General features: G+C 68.2%; 20 protein-coding genes. 6 read left to right on the forward strand and 14 right to left on the reverse strand.

The features are described 5' to 3' along the window. Positions 1-284: 284 nt before the first annotated feature. Both BM394_RS10285 and BM394_RS10290 read left to right on the forward strand, forming a co-directional pair. On the forward strand, positions 285-2,372 hold the full coding sequence (locus BM394_RS10285) for a PhoX family protein (protein ID WP_092977141.1): 2,088 nt from the start codon (positions 285-287) through the stop codon (positions 2,370-2,372). A gap of 183 nt (positions 2,373-2,555) precedes the next feature. Next, positions 2,556-3,242, forward strand: a complete 687-nt coding sequence (locus BM394_RS10290) for an SDR family oxidoreductase (protein WP_092977143.1) — start codon at positions 2,556-2,558, stop codon at positions 3,240-3,242. Positions 3,243-3,351: 109 nt separating this feature from the next. Here BM394_RS10290 and BM394_RS10295 read toward each other — a convergent pair whose 3' ends face one another. The 14 genes from BM394_RS10295 to BM394_RS10360 all read right to left on the reverse strand — a co-directional run bounded on the left by BM394_RS10295 (position 3,352) and on the right by BM394_RS10360 (position 18,641). Beyond that, a complete protein-coding gene (locus BM394_RS10295; RefSeq protein ID WP_175530047.1) occupies positions 3,352-4,683 on the reverse strand; it encodes an amidohydrolase family protein in 1,332 nt (443 codons plus the stop codon). 120 nt (positions 4,684-4,803) lie between these two features. Then, positions 4,804-5,487, reverse strand: coding sequence for a hypothetical protein (locus BM394_RS22380; RefSeq protein WP_139235190.1), 684 nt, complete (start codon positions 5,485-5,487; stop codon positions 4,804-4,806). Continuing rightward, entirely contained in the window at positions 5,484-5,834 is a 351-nt protein-coding gene (locus BM394_RS10305; protein WP_092977147.1) for a PadR family transcriptional regulator, read from the reverse strand. The genes BM394_RS22380 and BM394_RS10305 overlap by 4 nt, the downstream gene beginning before the upstream one ends. 129 nt (positions 5,835-5,963) lie before the next feature. Beyond that, positions 5,964-6,257, reverse strand: coding sequence for a hypothetical protein (locus tag BM394_RS10310; protein WP_092977149.1), 294 nt, complete (start codon positions 6,255-6,257; stop codon positions 5,964-5,966). Between the two features lie 197 nt (positions 6,258-6,454). Then, entirely contained in the window at positions 6,455-7,114 is a 660-nt protein-coding gene (locus BM394_RS10315; protein ID WP_092977151.1) for a response regulator, read from the reverse strand. Further along, positions 7,111-8,934 carry a sensor histidine kinase gene (locus BM394_RS10320; protein ID WP_139235191.1) on the reverse strand — a complete coding sequence of 608 codons (1,824 nt, stop codon included), beginning with the start codon at positions 8,932-8,934 and terminating at the stop codon, positions 7,111-7,113. The genes BM394_RS10315 and BM394_RS10320 overlap by 4 nt, the downstream gene beginning before the upstream one ends. 710 nt (positions 8,935-9,644) lie before the next feature. Beyond that, positions 9,645-10,358, reverse strand: coding sequence for a tRNA (guanosine(46)-N7)-methyltransferase TrmB (gene trmB / locus BM394_RS10325; RefSeq protein ID WP_092977155.1), 714 nt, complete (start codon positions 10,356-10,358; stop codon positions 9,645-9,647). Between the two features lie 239 nt (positions 10,359-10,597). After that, the gene (locus BM394_RS10330; protein ID WP_245780091.1) at positions 10,598-11,269 is read right to left on the reverse strand and encodes a hypothetical protein; all 672 of its coding nucleotides are present in this window, start codon (positions 11,267-11,269) and stop codon (positions 10,598-10,600) included. 756 nt (positions 11,270-12,025) lie between these two features. Beyond that, entirely contained in the window at positions 12,026-12,778 is a 753-nt protein-coding gene (locus tag BM394_RS10335; protein ID WP_092977157.1) for a hypothetical protein, read from the reverse strand. Positions 12,779-13,078: 300 nt separating this feature from the next. Further along, the gene (locus BM394_RS10340) at positions 13,079-14,047 is read right to left on the reverse strand and encodes an ABC transporter ATP-binding protein (RefSeq protein WP_092977266.1); all 969 of its coding nucleotides are present in this window, start codon (positions 14,045-14,047) and stop codon (positions 13,079-13,081) included. Positions 14,048-14,292: 245 nt separating this feature from the next. Continuing rightward, positions 14,293-15,102 carry an HAD family hydrolase gene (locus BM394_RS10345; RefSeq protein ID WP_092977159.1) on the reverse strand — a complete coding sequence of 270 codons (810 nt, stop codon included), beginning with the start codon at positions 15,100-15,102 and terminating at the stop codon, positions 14,293-14,295. 125 nt (positions 15,103-15,227) lie between these two features. Next, complete coding sequence (locus tag BM394_RS10350; protein WP_092977161.1) at positions 15,228-16,478, reverse strand: NAD(P)/FAD-dependent oxidoreductase; 1,251 nt, start codon at positions 16,476-16,478, stop codon at positions 15,228-15,230. A 108-nt stretch (positions 16,479-16,586) separates the two neighbouring features. Then, a complete protein-coding gene (locus BM394_RS10355; protein WP_092977163.1) occupies positions 16,587-17,243 on the reverse strand; it encodes a response regulator in 657 nt (218 codons plus the stop codon). A gap of 192 nt (positions 17,244-17,435) precedes the next feature. Then, positions 17,436-18,641, reverse strand: coding sequence for a sensor histidine kinase (locus tag BM394_RS10360; protein WP_245780092.1), 1,206 nt, complete (start codon positions 18,639-18,641; stop codon positions 17,436-17,438). 110 nt (positions 18,642-18,751) lie between these two features. On the opposite strand from BM394_RS10360, the gene BM394_RS10365 reads away from it, so the two are divergent. From BM394_RS10365 to BM394_RS10380, 4 genes are all read left to right on the forward strand, one after another. After that, the gene (locus tag BM394_RS10365) at positions 18,752-20,335 is read left to right on the forward strand and encodes a dynamin family protein (RefSeq protein WP_217643432.1); all 1,584 of its coding nucleotides are present in this window, start codon (positions 18,752-18,754) and stop codon (positions 20,333-20,335) included. A 228-nt stretch (positions 20,336-20,563) separates the two neighbouring features. Beyond that, positions 20,564-20,947, forward strand: a complete 384-nt coding sequence (gene grpE, locus BM394_RS10370) for a nucleotide exchange factor GrpE (protein WP_092977169.1) — start codon at positions 20,564-20,566, stop codon at positions 20,945-20,947. Continuing rightward, positions 20,944-22,824: a dynamin family protein gene (locus tag BM394_RS10375; protein WP_092977171.1), complete on the forward strand. Its 1,881-nt coding sequence runs from the start codon at positions 20,944-20,946 to the stop codon at positions 22,822-22,824. The genes grpE and BM394_RS10375 overlap by 4 nt, the downstream gene beginning before the upstream one ends. Positions 22,825-23,449: 625 nt before the next feature. After that, the gene (locus BM394_RS10380; protein WP_281246433.1) at positions 23,450-25,015 is read left to right on the forward strand and encodes a pyridoxal phosphate-dependent decarboxylase family protein; all 1,566 of its coding nucleotides are present in this window, start codon (positions 23,450-23,452) and stop codon (positions 25,013-25,015) included. Positions 25,016-25,017: the final 2 nt, after the last annotated feature.

The raw sequence follows: 25,017 nt of genomic DNA on the forward strand, positions 1-25,017 counted from the left end.
GCGTCCACAGCGGAGTTCGGCGGCACGCCCGGGCACGAACGAGTCGACCCATCGTGAGTGTCACCGAGCACACCGAGCGGGAACAGTGTCGAAAGTGGAAACGCTCGGTCGCCATCGTGCTGTCCGGCATCCGATCGTGGGATAACGATTTCACCGTTGTGCAGCAGCCGGATTCGACCCACCGTCACGAATTTCCCTGCCGTTCACGTTCAGTCAGCTGAGACATCGCCTGCCGCGCATAGTGTCGGCCCGTCCCACTGACAAAAGCTGTGGAAAGGCAGGAAATGTCCGCCAACTCAGCCGAACCACGCGTGCTCCCGCTACCGCTGCTGGACCACCACTCCGCCGGCCGCTCCGCGGTGACCTGCGAATACCGCTGCGGGAACGCCTGCGCACACGACGCACCGAACGAATCGGACAACAGCTACTTCGGCGACCTGGTGCGAGGGGTCGTGAACAGACGGGGCGCGCTGCGAGCCGGTGCGGTGCTGTCCGTGGCGGCGGGGGCGACCGCCACGGCCGTGGGCACGGCAGCGGCGAGTCCCGGCCGGGGGAACGGTCACGGGAACGACTCGGGCGCCGCGGCCGTCGGCACCGACTTCGATCCGGTACCGCCGAACACCCAGGACAGGGTGGTCATCCCCGACGGCTACGAGCAGCAGGTGGTCATCCGGTGGGGAGACCCGGTACTGCACTCGGCGCCCGAATTCGACTTCTGGAACCAGACCCCCGAGGCCCAGCAGACCCAGTTCGGCTACAACAACGACTTCGCCGGGCTGATTCCACTGGATCGGGCGGGAATCCACAACCTGCTGGTGGTCAACCACGAGTACACCACCGAAACCCACATGTTCGCCGACTACGACCCGGACAACCCCACCGAGCAGCAGGTGCGGACCGCCTGGGCCGCGCACGGGATGTCCGTCCTGCTGGTCCGGCGCGACCCGGCACGCGGCGGTCTCAGCCCGCTGCCGAGCTGGTACAGCAGGCGGATCACGCTGCGGACCGAGTTCGAGCTGCGTGGCCCCGCCGCCGGGAGCGAGTTGCTCAAGACCTCCGAGGACCCGAGCGGCACCCGGGTGCTGGGCACCCAGAACAACTGCGCCGGAGGCGTCACCCCGTGGGGAACGGTGCTCTCCGGTGAGGAGAACTTCCACCAGTACTTCGCGCACGCCGATCAGGTGAGCGACCCGGAGACCAGGGAGCGGATGCGCCGCTACGGACTGGGTACCGGCAGCAGCACCCGCAAGTGGGAGCGCTTCGAGAAGCGCTGGGACGCGAGCAGGGAGCCGAACGAGTCCAACCGGTTCGGCTGGGTGGTCGAGGTGGATCCGCACGACCCGAACTCGACACCGGTGAAGCACACCGCGCTGGGACGCTTCAAGCACGAGGGCGCCACGATCCGCACCGCGGACGACGGCCGGGTAGTCGCCTACATGGGTGACGACGAGCGGTTCGACTACATCTACAAGTTCGTCTCCAGCGGCAGGATGAAGAACGGCCGCAGCGCCCACGCCCGCAGGCACAACATGTCGCTGCTGGATCACGGCACCCTGTACGTGGCGCGATTCTCCGGTGACAGCCCCGCCTCGGAGATCGACGGCAGCGGCGAGCTGCCCTCCGACGGCGAGTTCGACGGCTCCGGTGAGTGGCTGCCGTTGGCCACGGGCGACACCTCGCACGTTCCCGGCTTCACGGCCGAGGAGGTCTACGTGTTCACCCGTCTCGCGGCCGACAAGGTGGGGGCGACCAAGATGGACCGCCCCGAGGACATCGAGCCGAATCCCTCCAACGGGCGGGTCTACTGCGCGCTGACCAACAACTCCAACCGAGGCGCGGCGGGGCACGCACCGGTCGACGAGATCAATCCCCGGATCGGCAACAAGCACGGTCACGTGCTGGAGATCCGCGAGAACCACGACGATCCGACGTCGACCGGCATGTCCTGGGGCCTGTTGCTGGTCTGCGGCGACCCCGAGGACGCGGGCACCTACTTCGGCGGTTTCGACGATCAGGTGAGCCCGATCTCCTGCCCCGACAACGTGGCGTTCGACCGGCACGGCAACCTCTGGGTCTCCACGGACGGCAACGAGCTCGGCTCGCACGACGGGCTGTTCGCCGTGCCGGTCACGGGACCGGAGCGGGGGCACGTCAAGCAGTTCCTGACGGTGCCCAACGGCGCCGAGACCTGCGGTCCGATCATCACCGACGACATCGTGACCGTGTGCGTCCAGCACCCGGGCGAGAACGGTTCCGGCCCGTCCGACCCCGGTTCGCACTGGCCGGACGGCGGTGACTCCCAGCCCCGTCCGTCGCTGGTCGCCGTGTGGCGCGACCACGGCCACCGCGTGGGCGAGATAGGACGCCGCTGAACCACGGCGGTGAACCACACCCGGGACACGCGGCCGCATTCCCGGACCGCGCCGCCGCACTTCCGGGACGCGCGGGCCGGTGACGGGAGTGTGGCAACCGACCGGTCGTGTCGGGGACTTCCGGTCCCCGACACGACCGGGGCGTGCGGCGTTCACCGTGGTGGCGGCGCTACCGTAATCGAGATGACTTCACGACCGACCGCACTGGTCACGGGCGCTTCACGGGGTGTGGGAGCGGCGGTGGCACACCGGCTCTCCGAAACCCACGACCTCCTGCTCGGTGGCCGCGACGAGGAAACCCTACGAAAGCTCGCGGCGGACCTGCCCGGCGCGAGCCCCTGGCCCGCCGAACTCACCGACTACGAGGGGATAGCGGCCGCGGCGGCCGGGATCGAGAACCTCGACGTGCTGGTGCACAGTGCGGGCATGATCGAGCTCGGCTCGGTCTCCGACACCGGGGTCGACTCGTGGCGACGCACCTTCGAACTCAACCTGTTCGCCGTAACCGAGCTGACCAGGACACTGCTGCCGGCACTGCGAGCTTCCGCCGGACACGTGGTGCTGATCAACTCCGGCGCGGGCATGGCCGCCAAACCGAACTGGGGCTCCTACGCCGCCAGCAAGTTCGCGCTGCGCGCCTACGCGGACGTGCTGCGCGGCGAAGAGGCCACCAATGGAATCCGGGTGACCTCGGTGTTCCCCGGACGTGTCGCCACCGACATGCAACGCGAGGTGCGCGAGTCCGAGGGCGGTGCCTTCGAGCCGGAGCGCTATCTGCGGCCGGAATCGGTCGCCGACACGGTGGTCTCCAGCGTTCGGGCCGGATCGGACGCGCACATGACGGAGATAGTGCTGCGGCCGGACGGCTGACCGGCCCGCTCCCGCCGGGAGTCGGCCGATGACAAACCGGCACGACGGAACCGCGGAGCGATGACGGAGCCGAGGAGCACCGCATCCGGGCGGGATCAACCGGGTGGGCTCAGCTCTCGATTCGGCGTGCCGCCGCACGCGCGGACCGCAACACCGAGTCCCGTTCCACCCGAGTGGGCTCCCCCGCGCGCAACACGTGCTCACCGGCCACCCAGACATCGCGCACGCGGTCGGCTCCCGCCGCCCACACCAGGTTGGATAGGATGCGCTCGTCCGTGGTGTCGGCGCCGCGCACGAAAGCCGGGGTGTCCAGGTCCAGCTGGACGACATCGGCCCAGCGGCCGCGTTCCAACACCCCGATGTCGGTACGGTGCAGGGCCCGCGCACCGCCCCTGGTGGCGGCGAGCAGCAGCTCCGCCGCACCGACCGCGTTGGCATCGCCATCCCGCAGCCGAGCGAGCATGCCGGCGAGCTGGATCTCCTCCCGGAGATCGACATCGTCGTTGCTGGACGGGCCGTCGGTGCCGAGCCCGACCGGCACCCCGGCCCGCAGCAGATCGACGAACCGGGCCGTGCCGGAGGCGAGTTTCGCGTTGGAACCGGGACAGTGGGCCACGCCCGCGCCGTGCTCGGCGAGGGTGACGATGTCGGTGTCGTCGAGATGCACCCCGTGGGCGGCCAGGAAACGCCCCTCCAGCACCCCGAGCTCGGCGAGCATACGCGGCACGGAACCGTGGGCACGTCGCTGTTCCACGTCCTCGTCGGCGGCTTCGGCCACGTGGGTGTGCACCAGCGCGCCGCGTTCGCGTGCCTGTTCGCCGATCAGCCGCAGGGCCTCCGGCGGGAGGGTGTAGGCGGAGTGCGGCCCGTAGGCGAGCTCCACGCGCTCGCCCGGTCCGAAGCGCAGCCCGTCACTGTCGATCCAGCGGCTGACCCCGTCCACCATGCCCTGCCAACCACCCAGGTCACCGAGATCAGGAGTGTCGATCACGGCGGAGGCGATCACCGCACGCGAGCCCACTTCGAGTACCGCCTCGGCGACGGCTTCGGGCGCGAAGTACATCTCCGCGCTGGTGGTCACTCCCGCGCTGAGCATCTCCAGGCTGCCGAGCCGCATGCCGTCCCGGATGTCCGAGGCCCGCAGCCGGGACTCGGCGGGCCAGACCGCTTCCCGCAACCAGCGCAGCAGCGGCAGCTCACCTCCGATGCCCCGCAACAGCGTCATGGGTGTGTGCGCGTGGGAGTTGACCATTCCCGGCAGCAACAGCCCGGGACAGTCCTGCACGACGGTGTTCGGGTCCGGTTCGGGAGCCGAGACACGCGGACCGCAATAGCCCAACCTGCCCTGCTCGTCGATGTCCACGACAGCGTCGCGCGAGACCGAACAGGTCTCGTCGCAGGGAAGCATCAGCGGGGCGCGCAGGCGTCGAGCGATCGGCATGACCGCATTGTCCAACCGGCGAGCTACGGGCCGGAAGCTGCCCGGCACGCAAACCGACCGAGGTGATGGCCCCAGCTGTGGACCGCACACCACCTCAGTCACGCTCGTCATCGCGTGCGGTCAAAAACCCATCCAGCTGTTGAACAACGCGAAGGCGACAATAATCCCACCGATAACGATATTTCCGACCACCGTAGCGAGCACGGGACGACCGAGCGAGGTTCGGTCATCGCCGCCGGGATCGATGATCGGACCGGATCGAGGCAGCCCCAGTAAAAATACAACCATGCTGCCCACAATGAGTATCAATCCTGCCGAAGCGGCCACAGGAAACGGAACCGTAAATCCCGCGCCCCAGGAGTTGTGCGGCTGCAGCATCGTGGCTACAGCCAACAGCGCGGGAAAAACCAACGGCGCACCGCGAGGGTCTCGACGATACCCAAGAGCCAGCAGCGATGCGATGATTACACACGCTCCCATCGGAAGAAGAAAACCCCAGCCGAGCTGGAGCACACTTCCGCCAACGAAACGATGGAGCGCTACCAGAACGAGGAAAACGCCCAGCAGGAAGCCGAGAAACGAGCCGAAACAACGCCCATAGGAAGGCAGTGGAATCAGACGCTCATCGGAAGAGCACATTACAGCATACTTCTTCGGATCCCCGAATGTTTCACGTGGATCCTCAGCCGTGTCTTCGACATGGGTCTCGATCTCGGCGACCAACTCTCCGATTCTCTGCCCCTTGACACGTCGCTCACGAGCAGTGGATGAGAATTCCCGGAGATAGCTGTCCAGTTCGATCATTCCCCGTTCTCCGCCGTAGCTTCGTCGAGAAGTGTTGTGGTGCGATTCGTGAACTCGATCCACCTGTATCGCTCCTGTTCCAGCTGTTCGACCCCGTAGCGCGTGAGGTAGAAGTACTTGCGTCCCGGGCCGGTTTCACTCTCGTGCCATCGCGCGACGACAGCCCCCTCCTCGGCGAGCCTCCTCAACAGTGGATACAACGTTCCACCCTTGAGGTGGCCCAAACCGGCCCGTTGCAACCTCTGGGTGATCTCGTATCCGTAAGTCGGCCCCTCCGCGATCACGGCCAACACCATGAGCCGCAGTACGCCGCGCAGCCATTGTGCCGGCCAGATGACCTCGTCCATGCCATGGATAGTAAAGCTATCTAGGTTGCGAAGCAACCTAGACGATGCGGGCACAACCGGGCCGCTCGATTCGCGCGCATCACGGTGTCCGGACGAAACGAGTTCTTCACGGCTATCCGGACTCCGCCGCTACGGCCCCAGCGCGTTCATAATGTGAAACATCACCAACCCCGCGGCGAGCATGCCGCACGACAGCGCCGCACAGATCAGGCCCTCACGGAGTCTTCGCGCGGCGGCCGAGAGCTCACGGACCCGCGGTCCGGAGGTGGGCTCCTTACCGACGGAACGTCGCGGCAGCGGCGGGCTCCCGCCTTCGCGGGAGTGGTCTCGCGACCGCGACGGGACCAGTGATCGCAGCGGAGCCAGCGGACGCAGCAGGGCTCGGGATCGCAGCAGGGCTCGGGGTTGCACGTGTCGCGTCATGACTCCAGCATGCGCGCCGTTCTGGGCCTTCACCTCGGCAGTTCGGCCAGATCAGATCCGCCGAACGGCCGGTGCTCGCACACTTCCCGTACGATCCCGCCGCCACTCCCGCAGCGGACCGGGAACACCGCGGCGAGCCGGATTCGGTCCCGCTCCCCGACCCACTACTCCCCGGCCGTGGCCGGATCGCGACCCGGTCAGTCACTCATCCGCCCGGTGCGCCACGCCCAGGCCGCGATCTCCACCCGGTTGCGCGCCCCTATCTTGCCCTGCACCGAGGCCAGGTGGGACTTCACGGTGGACAGCGACATGTAGAGCTCGGCACTCACCTCGGTGTTGGTCAGTCCGCGGGCCACCGCGCGGACCACGTCGTGTTCCCTGCCGGTCAGCTCCTCCCTGGGCCTGTCCGCCGCGCGGTCGCGGTGCGAGCCGGACTCGTGGAAGTGCCGGAGCAACCGCACGGTGATCTGCGGTGAGACCAGGGCGTCACCGCGTGCGGCGGCGTGCACCGCCTCCACCAGCAGCGCCGGTCCGGCGTCCTTGAGCAGGAAACCGCTGGCACCGTTGTTGAGCGCGGTGGCGACGTACTCGTCCAGGTCGAAGGTCGTCACCACGACGACCCTGATGGGGTCGGTCGCCTCCTCACCGGCGAGCAGTCCGGTGGCCTCCAGACCGTCGATGCCCGGCATCCGGATGTCCATGAGGCAGACGTCCGGACGCAGTTCGCGTGCGAGCCGAACGGCGTCGTGCCCGTTGCCCGCGTCGCCGACCACCCGGATGTCGTCCTCACTGTCCAGGATCATCCGGAATCCGGCTCGGACCATTTCCTGGTCGTCGGCGATCAGTACCCGGATCATGCCCGCTTCTCCTCCGTATCCGTCAACGGCAGCCGAGCCTCGACTCGCCAACCGCGACCCCGCTCCGGTCCCGCGCTCAACCGACCACCGAGCAGTTCGATTCGCTCCCGCATGCCGACCAAACCGTATCCACCGGAACCGCCCGGCGGCTGCCCGCTGGGAGTTGTTCCGTCATCGGTGATCTCGACCAGCAGCTGCTCGTTCGCGGTGTTGACCGAAATCGTGACCAGGTCGGCGTCGAGAGCGTGCTTCTCGGCGTTGGTGATCGCCTCCTGGACGAGTCGCAGTGCCGAACGTCCCACTTCCTGCGGCACGTCCCTCGTCAACCGCACGTCCAACTCGATTCGCTTCCCCGAAGCGTCGCGCGTGCTGTGCTCGACCAGTTTCCGCAGGTCGGCTTCCAGATCGGCGGTGGGCTCCGTCTCCAGTGCGGAGAACGAGTCGTTCTCGGTGTCGCGCATGCTGCCGACGAGCCGCCGCATGGCCGTGAGGGCCTCGGTACCGCTGGACGAGATCCGCTCCAACGCCTCGCCCGCGGCTCTCGGGTTCTTCTCGGCGACCTTGAGGGCGGCCTGTGCCTGCACCACTATCCCGGTGACGTGATGTGCGACCACGTCGTGCAGTTCACGGGCCAACGCCATCCGCTCGTCCTGCTGCGCCCCCTTCACCGCCGCACGAACCGCGCGGGCCCGGTCCTCGTCGCGGGCGCGAAAGTACATCCCGGTGCCGACCGCCAGTACCAGCAGGACCGCACCCAGGAAAAGCACACCGAGGAGCTGGGACAGCGGCTCACTGTACTCCCTCCACGGGGTGAAAACCGCACCGAACACGCCCGAGACCGTGAGAGCACCGGTGGCCACGGTGGCCTCACGTGAAGAGGTCAGCCGGACCGCGAAGGCCACGAGCAGCATCCCGGCAGCGACGACCGACGCCGGGAGCGCACCCACGCCGGGGAGTCCGGCTATGGCGACCCGTATCCCCGCCACGTCGAACAGCCAGCCCAGCACCGTGGTGAGCACGACGGTCAGCGCGCCGAACAGCGCCGCCTGCACCGGACGGAGCGGGGCGAACACCGCGAGCACCGACATGAGCACGGAGCTGACCGTCAGCATCACGGAACCGGAGGTTATGAAGGCGAAGTTGGTCCCGGCCACCTGCATGAACAGCAGAACGGACAGCACGGCGATGATCGGCCACTGTTCACGCAACAGTTCGACGATCGGGGTCCGGGCGACCCGGTGTTCGCTGTTGTCCCGCAGGTACATACCGGTGCCCACCGCGAGCGCCAGCTGCAGGAATCCGAGCTCCAGACTCCTGCTCATCGGGACGATCATCGACGAACCGTCCCGCAGGAACAGGGCCGCCAGGCAGGAGCCCACCAGAGCGGCGGTGACCAGGGCCGCCCTGTCCCGGGGCAGGGCGCGGAACGCGTAGACAACGAGCAGCAGGCCCGCGAGGTTCTCGGTGATCGAGACATTCGCGAGCAGTCCGGGGCCCGGTTCGAACCCGGGAGCCCAGGAGAGCACCACCCCGAGCAACAACGTGCACGCGCCGAGCAGACCGCACCTGACCGGGTACCACCGCGCGGCCAGCGCGAGCAGCACCATCACCGTGATCAGCGGGATGCGTCCCAGCTCCGGAAAACCGGCATCCAACGTGTGGGCCAGCTCACCGAGCCAGGTGAGCAGCAACAGTGCCGCGAAGATCCACTGCTCCCGAAGCGCACCCACCGTGCGCCGCGACAGGATTCGGACCGACCACCGTCCCTGCTGCTCGGGACTGGGCCGAGTGATGGAGGAGCGACCGGACCAAGGCAGCACACCCGAACTTTAACCGGGACGAACGCCCGTGCCCCTTGGCCGATCGGCCGGCGGGAAATAACCACATGGCCGATACAACACGTGACGAACGACAGTCACGCTCGGTGACGCAACGCAGTAAGCGGCGGTCGTCCCCAACGGCTCGCGTGGCGGCTCGCGTGGCGGCTCGCGTGGCGTCACGGGCACGGGCCCCATTACCGGCACGGGTGCGGGGCGGGGCACGACCGGCGACACGAAAGGAGCGACACAGTGATCACCACGTTATCCGTCATCGGGACGGTACTGGCACTGGCTGTACTGGTGCTGATGGCGCTCAGCGCGACGCTGCCCGACCTCTGGGAGGTGTTCCACCACGGACGTTGACCGGTGATCCGTTGTGACCGCCGAACGACAGGTCGATTTCACATCCGGCGCGGTCGAAGACGAGAGGGGCACAGGTGTGCGAGGTACGCGTTCGGGCTCACAAGCCCGGGTTCGGGTGAACCGCCTACCGTCGCCACGCCTGTCGAAACGGATCGCGCCGGTCAACCTCGAGCGAGGTGCCGAGGTTATCCCTTCTCCACTGTTTTCCTGCGGGGTTTTTCCTGCGGGGTTGCCGACCGACCCTGCGGGGTTGCCGATCTACCCTGCCGTGCTGCCGACCGACGTAGTCCGTTGCCGCCCTGGTTCCGCCGAACGAGCGACCCACCAACCCGACAGGAAAACTTCGATCAGACACGCTCGAAGATCAGATCGTGTACTTCACGCCCCTCGGAATGAGCGCGGTTCTCGAACTTGGTCACCGGTCGCCACTCCGGCCGAGGCGCCCATCCCCCCGGAAAGTCCGCCCAGCGGTTCCGCAGGTTCGGTTCCGCGGTGCAGACCTCCATCATCTGCTCGGCGTAGCTCTCCCAGTCGGTAGCCAGGTGCAGCACCCCACCGGGACGTAACCGCGAGGCGACCAGCGCCACGAAATCGGGTTGGACCAGCCGCCGCTTGTGATGGCGTTTCTTGGGCCACGGGTCCGGGAAGAAGACGCGCACCTCGCTCAACGTCTCCGCCGTGAAGTGTTCCCGCAGCAGTACCGTCGCGTCACCACGCAGCAACCGGAGATTGTCGATGCCGAGGTTCTCGGCACGTGCCAGCAACTGGGCCAGCCCGGGCTTGTAGACCTCGACGGCCAGGTGGTCGTGCTCCGGCCGGGCCGCGGCCAGCTGGGCCGTCGTCTCCCCCATGCCGGAACCGACCTCCAGCACCAGCGGCGCGGCTCGACCGAACCAACCGGTGGTGTCGAGCGGCCCCTCGGGCAGTTCGGAGATGTCGTGGCCGAACTCGCCCCAGTACCGATCCCACGCGCGCTGCTGCCCGGTCGTCATCCGCTCGCCGCGCTGCACGTAACTGACGACCGTGCGGCGGTGTGGAATCTGCTGGTCGGAAGCACTCACGTCGAGTCAGTATCGCAAATCGGGTCGCGGAGCCGGGAGAGGCCACCGCAGCGGGGCTCGGTCCCGGTTCGTCAGGGCCTCGACACCGTCGGGATACCCACGTGGTGCCCCTCTCGGTGGTGCGATCACGTGGGGGATCGTTCGGTACTCACGGGTGGTCGTTCGGCGCCGGAGATCCATCTCCGACAACCGAACCGACCCACTCCGCGAAGCACTACCGGCACATCATCACGAGCACATCACCAGGACTCGATTCGAGGCAGAATCGCGGCCAGCTCGCTGACCCCCGGTGCGGGCACCCGTGGTGTTGCCGACCCGTCCGTCTGGGCGGGCACGATGTTGATCCATCCCGGATGCTGATCGGTCAGCGTGACCGTGGTCGGTACCGACATCGGCGGACGATCGGAAGGACCGTACTCCCAGTAACCGATCTCACCCGCCGTGGACCAGGGCACGAACACCCAGCCGGGACGAGCGATCAACAGCGCGTGGAGGTCGTCCTCGAACCGGAACGCCTCGGCTCGGGTGTCGATCTCGCCCCGGTGCAACGCGTGCAGCCACCAGGGCGCCGGAAGGCGCCCTTCGGGGCCGCCGAGTCTGCGGAACAGATCCAGCACCTGGTCCTGCGGAGCGGTGTGCACCCATCCGGTACGAACCGACTCGGGGGAACCCGCCTCGCCCTCGGGCTGGTTCGACTCGGTTGCCAGCGACCACTCCAGCCTGGGAATGGGAATCAGTCGTACGTCCTCGTTGTCCCCGGCTGCTTCGGCGTCCCCTGTGACTTCGGTGTTGCCTGTGACTTCGGTGTTGCCTGTGACTTCGGTGTTGCCTGCGACTCCGGTATTCCCGGCGTCCTCCGCGACCTCGGCGGATTTTTGATTGAGCGACGAAAACTCACTCGACAGAACCACTGCTTCACCCTCCTCCGCGTGAGCCGCGAGCGGATTCGGGTAGGCGACTCGCGGCCTTACCCCCAGGGATGCGCTCCGGAAACATTGGAGTCCGGAGCTACACCTCTTACCTTACGGGTTACCACAGACACGGTGGGTGTATGCAACATTCCGAAGAATGTGCGCCCCCTCACACGGTCCAGCGAGAACGCATATCCCGCAGCGCAATCAGCCGTTCGACCGAACGAAACGGTACGGACGGGTCATGTGATCACAATCACCGAAACGGCCACTGTGGGGCGTCATCGACCGGCTCCGTCGCGATGGGACACCGCCCCGATCGCGCGGGTTCTCCCGCCTCGCGCTCTCGCGAGGACTCTCCGACGTCGTGCGGTATCTACCCGACGTCGGGCCGCCCGGAGCGAGAACCGGCCGGAGGTTCCGCCGAGCGAACAACTCGACGACCCGACCGGAAGACATCGATGAGGCCCGAAAAATACAGGGCCAGGGCCATCCCCCGAATGACAGCCCTGGCCCTCCCCCGTCCCGACCACAGGCACCCCCGAGCGCCCGTTCAGTCGGTTTCCGGTTGTGCGTGACCGCCCCGGGAGCGCACAACGAGGCCCCCTGCGGCCCGCTCGATCTCACAACCAGCGGTAAGTTCGATTTCTCTTGATCTTATCGGTAGGGGTGAGCAGTATCTCCCCCGGGCTCGATAACGACGTGCGGCACCGCACAGGGCGCCGCACGCCCGTACCGGAGTTCAGTCCGAGCGCCTCAGGCGTCCCGCTGCCGGACGGTGACCATCCCGACGACCAGCAGCACGATCCCGATCGCGAGGAAGTAGACCAGCGAGGCCCACGGCCCGATCGGCGGTTCGGGCATCTGGGTGGTCATCGGTGCGGTTGACCCGCCGTCCTGCAGGAAACGGTTGGCGGCGGCGAAGGGCATCCAGTCGTAGATGTCGTCACCGACCCTGGGAATCAGCTGGACCAGCGACTCGACCAGCAGCGCCCACACGAGCACGAGCGAGATCGCTCCGGCGCTCTGGCGCACCAGCATGCCGACCGCCAGGGCGTACAGCGCGGCACCGGCGTAGACCAGCCCGAGCCCGGCCACGTTTCGCCATTCGTGCCCCGCGTCCAGTGCCATGACCTCGTTGCCCGCGATGAGGTAGCTGACCCCCCAGGCCGCGAAGGCCGAGAGCTCACCGATCACGAAGGCCAGCGCGGCCACCACGGTGCTCTTGGCCAGCATGACCGCGTTCCGGTTCGGCACCGCCTGGAAGGTCGCCTTGATGGTGCCGAAGCGGTACTCGGTGGTCACGGCCAGCGCGGCCAGCACCATGACCACCATCATGCCGAGCTGACCACCCACCTGCGAAGCACCGACGTTGACCGTGAGCGATTCCGGCGCCGTGGCGGCGAACAACGCACCGAATCCCACGGTCAGGGCCAGAGCCACTGCCAGGCACCACCACGGGGACCGGGTGGTGAAAAGCTTCATCCGTTCTACTGCAAGCAATGTCATTTCGAATATCCCGATGCTCGTGACCGACGAAGCCGCTCCGCGCGGCGTCGCCGAATGGTCGTGGCTGTCTGTCGTTTCGAACGGGGGTGTGCGAACACGGCTCCGCCTGGTGTCCGGGAGATTCGGGCGGCCCGAGAAGTCGGGGCCGGGTCGATGTCCCACGCGGCGGGACCACGTGTTCCCCCAGTACCGGGACAACCACGGGCAGGGTCCTCGGCACCCGCTGCGGGGCTACCGCGAAGGACTGCCGTGTCTCCCCCGTTCGATATCTACTGTTCGATACCTACTGGTCGTGCGGGGTCACTTCTCCGCCGCGACCGACGCCTCGCCCGGGGAGCCGGAAGCCTCCGCACCGGACTTCCCGGTGCTGAACTCCACTTCCTGCCCGGTGATCTGCATGAACGCCTCCTCGAGCGAAGCACGCTGCGCGGTGAGTTCGTGCAGTACGCAGTCGTACTTGGCGGCGAGCTCACCGACCTGCTCGGTCGCGCCGTCGGGCACCAGCAGGGTGTCCCGCTCCTGCTGGTTCTCGCGGGTGACGGAGAACCCGTTCGAGGTGAGGACCTCGCCGAGCTGATCGGCCTGCGGGCTGCGGACCTTCACCGAGGTGCTGCTGGAGCTTTCCACGAACTCCTGGGTGCTGCACTGCGCGATGAGCTTGCCGCGTCCCACGACGACCAGTTCCTCGGCCGTCTGGGCCATCTCGGAAAGCAGGTGGCTGGAGACCAGCACGGTGCGCCCCTCGGCCGCCAGGCGCTGCATGAACCGCCTGATCCAGTGGATCCCCTCCGGGTCGAGCCCGTTGACCGGCTCGTCGAACATCAGGATCTTGGGGTCGCCGAGCAGCGCGGTGGCGATGCCGAGCCGCTGGGACATTCCGAGCGAGAAGCCGCCCGCCCGGCGTCGAGCCACCTCCGAGAGCCCGACGATGTCCAGCACCTCGTCCACCCGCTTGGTGGGGATGCCGTTGGACCTGGCCATCCACTTGAGGTGCGCGTAGGCGGACCGGTTCGGGTGAACCCACTTGGCGTCGACCAACGCCCCCAGTGTGCGCAGCGGGTTCTTGAGTTCGGTGTAGTGCTTGCCGTCGATGAGGACTTTGCCCGCCGTGGGTCGGTCCAGACCGAGCATCATGCGCATCGTGGTGGACTTGCCCGCCCCGTTCGGCCCGAGAAACCCAGTTACCTTGCCGGGCTTGACGGTGAACGAGAGATCGTCGACCGCCAGCTTGGAGCCGTAGCGTTTGGTGAGGCCCACAGCCTCGATCATCGTCACTCCTGTGGATTCCGGTGACAGGCCGGAATGTGATCCGGCCTCATGTCACCCACCAGCCTGCCCGACGAACGGCCGTCACCGCGTCCACCCGGGGTATAGAACCGAATCCGCTTCAGGTCGTAGTGTCCCCTGACCCCCCTGAGCCGCTTTTCCGGAGATCGCTCTCAGGGGTGAAATCGCTCACTCGATCAGGCAGAACGCTGGCACGAACCCGCCACGGGAGTGAGCACGGAACGCGCTCACTCGGGGCTGAACCAGCGTTCGAGGGCGGGAACCAGTCCGTCCTGGGTCACCGGACTCGTCACCTCGGCTGCGGTGAGCCGCACGGTCGCGGGTGCCTGCCCCATCGCCACCGAGTGGTGCGCCCATTCCAGCATCTGGAGGTCGTTGTCACCGTCCCCGGCCGCGAAGGTGCCGTCCGGGGACACCCCGAGTTCCAGCCGGAGCTTCTCCAGTGCGGCCGCCTTGCTCACCCCCGCGGGGACGACGGTCACCCACGGGTCGTAGTGGTCGATCGTGTAGGTGCACCCGGGCAGCTCGACACCTTCGAGCCGCCCCCACACCTCGGCCGGATCGCGGTTGGCCCAGTTCACGATGAAACGGGGTACCGGCTGGCCGAGCAGCTCGGCCAGCCCGGCGTGCCACTGCGGCCCGTGCAGCTCCTCCGGTGTGAACGGGGCGGTCACCATGCTGCCGACCCCGACCCGTTCGGCGGCGAACAGCGAACCGGGCAGCAGCGGGGAGAGCCGGGTGTGCACGGGCTGCGGATCGAAGGTCTCCACCGAGACGGCTTCCCTCGCGGCCACATCGACCCGGACGGCCCCGTTGGAGCACAGCGCCACCCCGTCGGTGACGCCGAGCTCATCGAGCACCGGCAACGTACCGAGCATGCTGCGACCGGTGGCGATGACCAGGTGGCTTCCCGAGGAAGCGACCCGCCGCACCGCCCGGCGCACCGGGTCGGACAGCAGCTGCGTCTCGGGATCCACCATCGTGCCGTCCACGTCGAGGGCGACAAGACTCGGTTTCCAGCTGGATCTCGTGGTCACAACAGCAGCCTATCCGTTCGGCCCGGTGGCGGGGGTCGGTCGCGAGTCGAATAACACTACGCGAGCACTACTGGGAGCGAAACCCGTGTCACGCGCCGCACCCGTGTCACGCGCCCCCGACGCCGTCACGCACTGCCGACGGGACGTTTTCGCAGCGCTTCAACGTCGTCCAACGAGTAGGCGGTGTCGGTCAGTCGTTCGGGCACCACCGAGGCACCGGAGTGGATCAGGCCGCGGATCGATTCGGCCATCCCGAAGACGTTGACGTTCATGGCGGCGAGCACCCGATCCGCGCTGTCGAGCCAGCAGGCGACGAACCGCCGGTCGGCCAGTGAGCCACGCACCACCACCCGCTCCTCGACGTCACCGGGCACGAAGCCGTGGTACTCCATACCCAGGTCGTACTGGTCGGTGAAGAAGTAGGGCAACTCGGTGTAGGAGGCCGAGTGACCCAACATGGTCGCCGCCGCCACGGCGGGTTGTTTCAACGCGTTGGCCCAGTGCTCCACCCGGAGCCCGCCGAGGGACGGATGCCGCACCTCGGCGATGTCACCCACGGCGAGAATGTCCGGATCGCTGGTGGTCAGGCCGGTGTCGACCAGCACCCCGTTGTCGATGTCCAGCCCGGCGGCCTCGGCCAGGGTGAGTTCCGGTCGGGCCCCCACCGCGAGCAGCACGGCATCAGCGGGTAGCTCGGATCCGTCGGTGAGCCGTACTCCGGTGACGCCGGACGGAGCCATGATCTCGGAGACGTGGGAGGAAAGGTGCAGCGTGACGCCGTGCTCGCGGTGCAGGTCGGCGAAGAACTCACCCATTCGCGGCCCGAGCGCGGCCAGCAGGGGCTGGCGTGCCGCTTCGACCACGTGAACCTCCACCCCGTAGCCCCGGGCCACGGCGGCCACCTCCAGACCGATCCAGCCCGCACCCACGATCACCAGCCGCCCCACACGCCGTAGCGCTGCGGCGAGCCGATCGGCGTCGCCCAGTCTGCGCAGGCAGTGCACGCCACGGGAATCCGCCCCGGGCAGCGGCAACCTGCGGGGCCGGGATCCGGTGGCGAGCACGAGCTTGTCGTAGCCCAATCGGGTGGAATCGGCCAGCTCGACCTCGTGGCTGCCGGGGTGCAGCCCGGTCGCCCGGGTGCCCAGCCGCAGCTCGACGTCGTTCCGGACGTACCACTCCCTGGGGTGAACGGTGAAGTCGGCCACCTCGGCCCTGCCTGCCAGGTAGTCCTTGGAGAGCGGCGGACGCTCGTAGGGCGGTGCCTCCTCTTCGCAGATCAACTCGATACGACCGGGGAACTCCCGCTCCCGCAGCGCCTCCACGGTCTTCGCGCCTGCCAGGCCACCACCGACCACGACGAATGTCTCGGACATGAGAACTCCCTCCCACCAGGGCGGTTAGGGGGAGGGTAGGCACTGGAAGTCGAGCTCGCTCACCGAACGGTGCCACCCCGGGCGTCCTCGGTGCGGAAGCGCCGGAAATCACTCCGTGCCGGGGCGGATGAGTCCCGTCTCGTAAGCGAGCACCACGGCCTGCACCCGGTCGCGCAGCTCGAGTTTGGCCAGGATACGGCCGATGTGGGTCTTGACGGTGGCTTCGGAGAGGTAGAGGCGTTCGGCGATCTCACCGTTGGACAGTCCACGCGCCATGTTGATCAGCACTTCGCGCTCGCGCCCGGTCAGCGACTCCAGTACGGAGTCGTCGCGCAGCTTCGCCTCGCCCGTTCCGATGAAACGGTCGAGCAGCCTGCGCGTCACGCTCGGCGAGACGACCGCGTCGCCCTCGTCGACCGAACGCACCGCCGAGATCAGATCCGCCGGAGGCGTGTCCTTGAGCAGGAACCCGCTCGCTCCGGCACGCAGCGCGGACAGCGCGTAGTCGTCCAGGTCGAAGGTGGTCATCACGAGCACCTTGGCGAGCTCCTCGCCCACGATCAGCTCGGTGGCGCGCACGCCGTCCATACCGGGCATGCGGACGTCCATGAGCACCACGTCGGGAGCGAGTTCCCGGCATCGTTCGACCGCAGCGGCACCGTCGTCGGCCTCGGCCACCACCTCCACGTCGTCCTGGGCATCCAGCACCATGCGCAGCCCCACCCGCATGAGTTCCTGGTCGTCGACGAGCACCACCCGAACCATGCCGGTCAGCCTATAGCAGAATTTTCCGGCTCGGTTTCCGTAGTGCTCGGTCGGCGGCGCCCTCCAGTCGCCACGTGAGCCTCACGTCGCCACGTGCCGACCGCGGGAGTGGTCGTTCGGCGCTCATCGCGTCGAGGGCCGACGATTTCGCGAGAAATCGACGCCGTCCCGGCGCGGAGCCGAGTACACCGCTCAGCTCGCGGTCGCGGACTCCACGAGCAGCGGAAGTTCCGCGCGGACCCGCCAGCCGCCCTCCGCCACCGGCCCCGCCTCCAGGGTCCCGCCGTAGACGGCCGCGCGTTCGCGCATTCCGATGACGCCGTTGCCGCTCGGGGCGGTGTCCGTCGCGAGCACCCCCTTGGCCCCGTTGTCGGTCACCTCGATCCGGACCCGGTCGTCCTCGTCGCGCAGCAGCACCGTGGCCGTGGCGTTCCAGCCCGCGTGCTTGAGCACGTTGGTCAGCGACTCCTGCACGATGCGGTAGATCCCCAGCCCCTGCCCCGTGGGGAGCCGGTCGAAATCGCCCTCGACCCGCAACGTCACCGGCAGACCCAGTCCGCGCACCCGCTCCACGAGCTCGCGCACCCCCTCGACGCCGGGCTGCGGACTGCGGTGGGCGTTCTCGTCGCCCTCGGCCTCGTTACGCAGCACCTGGAGCAGGCCGCGCAGCTCGGTGAGGGCCTCCCTGCCGGTGTCGCCGATCGTCCGCAGCGCCCGCACGGCGGTGTCCGGTGCGTTGTGCACGGCGTAGGCGGCGCCGTCGGCATGGGTGACCATCACGTTCACCGAGTGGGCCAGCACGTCGTGCAGCTCCCTGGCGATGCGGTTGCGCTCCTCGGCCACGGCGATCCTGGCCTGCTGGTCCCGCTCGAACTCCAGGCCCCGCAGCCGGTTCTCCACCGCCCGCTGGTAGGCCCGGCGCGCGCCGAAGTACTCACCGAGCACCCAGCAGAAACCGAGCACGAGCACCAGCTGCACCGTGAGCAGCACGAGCGAGGTGAGGGGGCGTGACGGCGCCTGCAGGTAGACCGGCGACAGCCAGATCAACAGCACAACGGAGACGTAACCGGCCGCCGGCTTCCTGCCGACGTAGCCGACGAGGGTGTAGAGCATGATCAGCGCCGCAAGGGAAGCCGGACGCACGAGGGGTGGGTGCTGACCGAGCAGTTGGACCAGCAGACCGAGCAGCACCGAGCAGGACGCCACCACCGGCATCTTCCGCCGGAACGCGAGTGGGAACACCAGCAGCGCGCCCGCCGAGACGCTCCAGAAACCGATCAGATGCTCGGCGCCCCGAGCCATTACCACAGCGGCGACCTCGACCAACAGCAGCAATACCATGATCGAGACATCGCCCACGCTCGGATGCGCACGCATCCACAGACTGAGTCGCCGCACGTCCGCCGATGCTATGCCAGGTGAGTCGCCGGTCGCCTCATTCCGGAGTCGAAAACGAGGTCATACTTGAGAGGCAGAGGGTCGACAGCACCTCGCCCGGAAGGAGCCCGTTGACTACGCAACGAACCCGCGGGCCGTTGTCGGACGCGGTCGCGCGGCTGTGCGCCGAGCTGCGCGGCAGGGTCGGCGCGGACACCGCGAACGGATTGCACGAGGTGCTGCTCCGGCTCGGGGAACCGTTGCAGCTGGCGGTGGTGGGCAGGATCAAGTCAGGCAAGTCCACGCTGGTCAACGCCCTGATCGGACGCAACGTGGCGCCCACCGACGTCGGCGAGTGCACGCGGGTGGTGACCCGTTTCCGGTACGGCACGGTGGATCGGGTCGAGGTGATCCTGCACGACGGTGGCAAGCGGTCCCTGCCGTTCAACCCCGACGGGGCGATCCCGGCCGATCTGGGGGTGGAGCGGGAACGCGTCTCGCACCTGGAGGCATACCTGACCAACGAGGTGCTGCGCGACCTGACGGTGATCGACACTCCGGGGCTGGGCTCGACCGACGACTCCTCGGTCGCACGCACCGAGGCTGTGCTGGGCAAGGAGGCGGTACCGGGCGAATCCGGAACAGCGGGGGGCGGGGCGGCGGAGCCGGACGAACGTGCCGAGTCACTGGACCCGGTGTCGCGGAGCGCGGTGGCGGGGGCGGAGGCCGTGCTCTACGTCGTCACGCAGTCGGTGCGGGCCGACGACCAGCGGGCGCTGAGCTCGTTCGGCGCCGCGACCGGCAACCGCCCGGCGGGTCCGGCGAACGCGTTGGCCGTGCTGAACAAGGCGGACACGGTGGAGCCGGAGTCGGTGCGCGACAGCGACGGCAGCGTTTGGCACGCGGCGAGCCTGCTGGCGGAGAGGCAGGCCCGGCAGCTCGGACCGCGGGTGACCGACGTGCTCCCGGTGGTCGGGTTGCTCGCGGAGACCGCCGAGACGGGAATGTTCACCGCTTCCGACGCCGAGGCGCTGCACCGGCTGGCCGGGCTGGACGAGGCGACCAGGGAAACCCTGTTGATCTCCGCGGATCTGTTCACCGGGTGGGAGTGCGACGTGCCGACGGGCACCCGGGCCCGCCTGCTGGAGCTGCTCGATCTGTACGGCATCGGATGTGCCCTGGAGGCCATAGCCGCAGATCCGGACATCACGGCGGGCGGACTGCGCCGGGTGCTGCACGAGTCCTCCGGCCTGTCCGAGGTCTCACGCGGGTTGAACACGGTCTTCCGCGCCCGGGCCGACGGCATCAAGGCGGCGGCGGGACTGTCGTCCATGACGGCGGTGGCGCAGCGGAGTGATGACCCGGCGGAACGCGGGCGGATCCAGGACGGGATCGAAGCCCTGCTGGCCCGGCCCGACGCGCACCAGCTGCGGCTGCTGGAGGTGTTGACGTTGGTCTCCTCGGGTGAGGTCACGCTGCCGAGCGATCTGCTCGACGAGGTGCTGCGGCTGGGGGCCTCGAACAACCCGTCCGAGCGGCTGGGGATGCTCGGGGGAAACCCGGACCGGATGATCGAGTACGCGATGGAGCGCGCCAACTGGTGGCGCTCGTTCGCGTCGCTGGGCTCCACCCCGGCGCAGAGCCGGGTGGCTCACGTGGTGCACCGTGCCTACTTCCTGCTGTGGCAGCAGCTGCGCAGCGGGACACGTGGGTGACCGGACTCTTCGGACGCGTCGAGCAGTGCTCGGTTGCCCGCCGAGCCTTCCCGCCCGTGCCGCGAGCTCGGCGCGCCCTTGCGGGCCAACGGAGCGTGGGAATTCCTCGCGCGGGTGGAACCGAACGCCTCGCCGCCGCGTCCAATGCGGCGGCAGCAGGGGCTTGATACCGCGTCCCTCGGCCGAGACCTGGGGTTGGGCAAGCCGCAACGGAGTTCGGAAACACTGATGGCCACTTTGAGCAACGAATCGCTCGTCGACCCGCTGGACCAGGCACTGGCGGAACGGGAAAAGCTGATCGAACTGTGCATGTACGCCTTCGACCGGACGCTCAGCGCGGGCGTCACCGAACGGCTGACGGAGGGCATGAGCACTGTCGGGGTAACCGCGTTACGTCCCGACGGAGAACGGTTCGATCCGACCAGGCACGAGGCCGGGGGCACGGTCGCCACCGGCGACCACTCGCTGGACGGTGTCATCGCGGAGACCGAGGTTCTCGGGTTCTCCGATCGGGGACGGATGCTGCGGGCGCCCGTCGTGGTGGTCTACCGGTCGAACCACGAGAGTTCCGGTGCGGAGCCGACGACCTCCGGCGAGTCCGGCGCGTCATGACCACGAACTCTCCGATCTCGAACCTGCCGGGCGCCGACGCGGCGGCGGCCTCGCAACTGCCCACCCAGGTGAAGCAGACCCGGGAGAACCTGACCGCGCTGGTGCGGGAGGTCGACGCCGAGGCGGCCGAGTGGATCGAGCGCATCAGGAACTCGCGCACCGCCGTTCCGGGTGTGGTGGTGGTCGGCGAGACGAATCGGGGAAAAAGCTCCCTGGTCAACGCCCTGCTGGACAGCCAGGATCTGTCCCCTGTGGATGCCGATGTGGCCACGTCCACCTACCTGTGGTTCCAGCACGGCACCGAGTGGGCCGGTTACGCGTGCTACCCCGGCGAACAGGAACCGGTACGGTTCGACATCGACGAGCTGGGCGCCTGGTCCTCGGGAGCGGGCGAACTCCCGGCAGGTGAGCTGCCACCGAGATACATCAGAGTCGACGCTCCGCTGGAACCACTGCGAGAACTCACGCTGGTGGACACACCGGGAGTGGGCGGCCTGCAGGCGGTGCACGGCGAGCTGGCGGCCGAAGCCGCCGCTTCCGCGACCGCGCTGCTGTTCGTGGCGGACGCCTCGGCTCCGTTCAATCGCGGCGAGCTGGACTTCCTGCACAGCGTGAGCAACCGCGTGGAAACCGTGCTGTTCGCGCTGACCAAGACGGATCGGCACCGGGGCTGGCGCAGGGTGCTGGAGGAGAACCGGCAGCTGCTGGCCACGCACGCCCCGCGATTCGCCGAAGTACCGATATATCCGGTCTCGGCCCGGATGGCCGAACTCGCCGCACGCTCCTCCGAGCCGGAGAGCGCGGCGATGTTGCGGGAACGCTCCGGTGTGGACGAGCTGCGTTCCGCGCTGCGGCAACTGGTCGCCGGCCACTCCGCCATGCTCGGCGAGGCCAACACCATGCGTGGGATATCCACGGTGCTCACCGAGATCGTCTCCGGCCTGGAGAACGAGAAACGGGCGCTCACCGCCGGGGAGAAGGAGGTGGAGTCGCTGCGCGCCAGGCGGGAGGAGCTCGCGACGGCGCGCCGGTCCTCCACCCGGGGTTGGCAGGTCAAACTGCGCGGGCGGATTCAGCGCACCCGCGTGGAGACCAGTCACGAGGTCACCGACCGGGTGCGTGAGGTGCAGAACTGGTTCCGCCGCGAGATCGAGACCGCCGACCGGGACAAGCTGGCCCTGCTGCCCGGACAGGTGGACTCGGCGCTGCAGCTGGTCTCGACGCGGGTGGCCACCCTGCTCTCGGACCGCCTGGACGAGGTGGCCCGCGATTCGCTGGCCGAACTGTTCGGCGAGGCGGAGCTGAACGTGATCCGTGCCCAGTTCGCACGCGGTAACCGCTCCCCGGTGGCGCTGCGCCCGCCGGAGAGCAGGCCACCCACCGCCGAGGACAAACTGCTGGTTTTCATGGGCGTTTCCGGCGGGCTGGGAGTCGGGCGCGCCGCGGCGATGCCGCTGGCCGGTATCGGGGTCGGAGCGCTGAATCCCGTGGTGCTGCCGGTGACGATCGTGCTGGGGCTCGGAGCCGGCTGGTGGATGGCCCGCACCCGCAAGCACGCGGCCGACAAGCAGCACATGAAGCAGTGGCTCAGCGACGCGATCTCCGAAGCGCGCTCGGCACTGGACCAACTGGTCTCCGAGCAGCTCATCGAGGCGGAACAGCAGTTGTCGCTCGCGCTCGACGAGGCGCTGAGCAAGCGGATGGAGTCTATCGAGGGCGAGCTCCGCGAGATCGACCAGGCGCTGAAACTGGACTCGGCGGAACGCAACCGGCAGTTGCAGCTGGTCAACCGCAGGTTGGAGGAGGCGGTTTCCGGCAGGGACAACGTGGAGCGGTTGCTGGAACGGATACGCGGGCTGCGCGACCGCTCCGGGTGAAGGATCGGGGCTGCCCGGTCGGGTTGTGTGGGTGGTCGCTTGGCGGAACCTCTCGCGCGGCGCTCGCTCCGGGAGGCCCGACATCGGGTAGCGACCTACACAACGTCGGGCCTTCCTCGCGAGAACCGCACGCGAGAACCCGCGGCGGTGCCGACTGCGTGAGTGGTCGGAGCTCGGCGTGTGTAGGTGGTGGGAGTTCGGCCTGCGTTGAATTGGCCCGGCGATTTCGCGAGAAATCGACGCCGCCGGCACGGTGGCTCGAGGACGGCTGAGCGGCCACAGGGGACCCGGCACGCGACTCCACTTCCCACTCTCCGGGAGAGCGACCGGCCGCGTCGGGTATTCGCTTCCGGGTAATCGCCGGTGAACCGCGCCGGGACGACGACATCCCCAACCGACGACACCGCCAACCGACCGATAGTCCGACGTGAACGGACTCACGCCACAGCGAGCGCGATATAGGTTAGCCTAAGTTCACAGAAAATTAGGCTAACCTAATTCCACACGGTCGCGACGCGCCGGACACGGTGGCTGACCTCGCAACGAGGAGCTCGAAGCCGCGATGCGGCGCACGACCCCGGCAGGCCATCCGGCATCGCACACCCAGCACCGAGGAGGACGGTTCGTGAGTTTCCTCGTACCACCGGCCGAGCAGACCGCTGCGACATCGGCACAGTCCGTCGACCCCAAGTCGTACCTGCTGGACGAACACAACACCGAGCAGTACCGCGATTCGGTGACCGAAGGGGTACAGCGGGTGATCGGCGAACTCCTGGACCCGGGCCACCAGCCCACCACCGGAGTCACCCCCGATCAGCTCGGACCGGTCATCGGCGGAATCGACCTGGACGAACCGTTGCCGGACACCAAGAGCGCGCTCGACGAGCTGGAACGGGTCTACCTGCGGGATGCCGTCTACTTCCAGCACCCGCGCTACCTGGCCCACCTCAACTGCCCGATCGTCATTCCCGCCCTGCTCGGCGAAGCGATCGGCTCGGCGATCAACTCCTCACTGGACACCTGGGACCAGAGCGCGGGCGGCACGCTCATCGAGCGGCGACTGATCGACTGGACCACGGCCCGCATCGGCTTCGGTCCGACCGCGGACGGGATATTCACCAGCGGCGGCACCCAGTCCAACCTGCAAGGACTCTTCGTCGCCCGAGAACAGGCTCTGCAACGGCACGCGGCGGAGAACGGAACCGGGGATCCGGAGACCGACCGCGTCGAACAGCTGTCGCGACTGCGCGTCCTCACCTCGGCCGACAGCCACTTCAGTGTCGTCAAAGCGGCGAAACTGCTGGGCATGGGCGCTGATTCGGTGCTGACCGTTCCCACCGACGAGCACCGGCGCATGCGGACCGACGAGCTGCACGAGCGGCTGCGGAGCTGCCACGAGGCGGGACTGACCACGATGGCCGTGGTGGCCACGGCGGGCACCACCGACTTCGGCAGCATCGACCCGCTCTCCGAGATCGCGGCGCTGTGCGAACGGTTCGAGGTGTGGCTGCACGTGGACGCGGCATACGGCTGCGGCCTGCTGGTCTCCCGGGAGAGCGCCCGACTGGACGGGATCGAGCGCGCCGACTCGGTGATCGTGGACTACCACAAGTCGTTCTTCCAGCCGGTGAGTTCCAGCGCGGTACTCGTGCGGGACGGATCAGTGCTGCGGCACGCCACCTACCACGCGGACTACCTGAACCCGGAGCGCCACGTGGCCGAGCGGGTCCCGAACCAGGTGGACAAGAGCATCCAGACCACCAGGCGGTTCGACGCGCTCAAACTGTGGCTGACCCTGCGGATCATGGGCCCGGACGCGCTCGGGCGGCTCTTCGACGACGTGCTGGACCTCGCCGAACGCACCTGGGAGATGCTGCGGGCCGATCCGCGCTTCGAAGTGGTCAACCGCCCCGAGCTGAGCGCCCTGGTGTTCCGCTACGTGCCCGCCGCGGACGTGGACGGACAGCTCTGCGACCGGGTCAACCTGCACGCGCGCGACGCGTTGTACCGCTCGGGCGCCGCGATGGTGGCCGAGACGGTCGTCGACGGGAACACCTACCTGAAGTTCACCCTGCTCAACCCGCGCACCACGCTGCGGGACATCGCCGAGGTGTGCGAGCTCATCGTCGAACACGGCAACCGGTACCTGACCGGTACGCCCGAGGCGGAGCCCGAACGCCGTGCGAGCTGACC

The sequence above is a fragment of the Actinopolyspora lacussalsi subsp. righensis genome (assembly GCF_900116555.1).
Lineage (GTDB): Bacteria > Actinomycetota > Actinomycetes > Mycobacteriales > Pseudonocardiaceae > Actinopolyspora > Actinopolyspora lacussalsi.

What these genes read in the sequence shown, in the direction of transcription:
- BM394_RS10350 (WP_092977161.1), bottom strand. Translation starts at nt 16,478, where the DNA reads ATGTCCGAGACATTCGTCGTGGTCGGTGGTGGCCTGGCAGGCGCGAAG.
- grpE (WP_092977169.1), top strand. Translation starts at nt 20,564, where the DNA reads ATGGCCACTTTGAGCAACGAATCGCTCGTCGACCCGCTGGACCAGGCA.
- BM394_RS10290 (WP_092977143.1), top strand. Translation starts at nt 2,556, where the DNA reads ATGACTTCACGACCGACCGCACTGGTCACGGGCGCTTCACGGGGTGTG.
- BM394_RS10315 (WP_092977151.1), bottom strand. Translation starts at nt 7,114, where the DNA reads ATGATCCGGGTACTGATCGCCGACGACCAGGAAATGGTCCGAGCCGGA.
- BM394_RS10310 (WP_092977149.1), bottom strand. Translation starts at nt 6,257, where the DNA reads ATGACGCGACACGTGCAACCCCGAGCCCTGCTGCGATCCCGAGCCCTG.
- BM394_RS10335 (WP_092977157.1), bottom strand. Translation starts at nt 12,778, where the DNA reads ATGACATTGCTTGCAGTAGAACGGATGAAGCTTTTCACCACCCGGTCC.
- BM394_RS10305 (WP_092977147.1), bottom strand. Translation starts at nt 5,834, where the DNA reads ATGGACGAGGTCATCTGGCCGGCACAATGGCTGCGCGGCGTACTGCGG.
- BM394_RS10375 (WP_092977171.1), top strand. Translation starts at nt 20,944, where the DNA reads ATGACCACGAACTCTCCGATCTCGAACCTGCCGGGCGCCGACGCGGCG.
- BM394_RS22380 (WP_139235190.1), bottom strand. Translation starts at nt 5,487, where the DNA reads ATGATCGAACTGGACAGCTATCTCCGGGAATTCTCATCCACTGCTCGT.
- BM394_RS10355 (WP_092977163.1), bottom strand. Translation starts at nt 17,243, where the DNA reads ATGGTTCGGGTGGTGCTCGTCGACGACCAGGAACTCATGCGGGTGGGG.
- BM394_RS10295 (WP_175530047.1), bottom strand. Translation starts at nt 4,683, where the DNA reads ATGCCGATCGCTCGACGCCTGCGCGCCCCGCTGATGCTTCCCTGCGAC.
- BM394_RS10340 (WP_092977266.1), bottom strand. Translation starts at nt 14,047, where the DNA reads ATGATCGAGGCTGTGGGCCTCACCAAACGCTACGGCTCCAAGCTGGCG.
- BM394_RS10285 (WP_092977141.1), top strand. Translation starts at nt 285, where the DNA reads ATGTCCGCCAACTCAGCCGAACCACGCGTGCTCCCGCTACCGCTGCTG.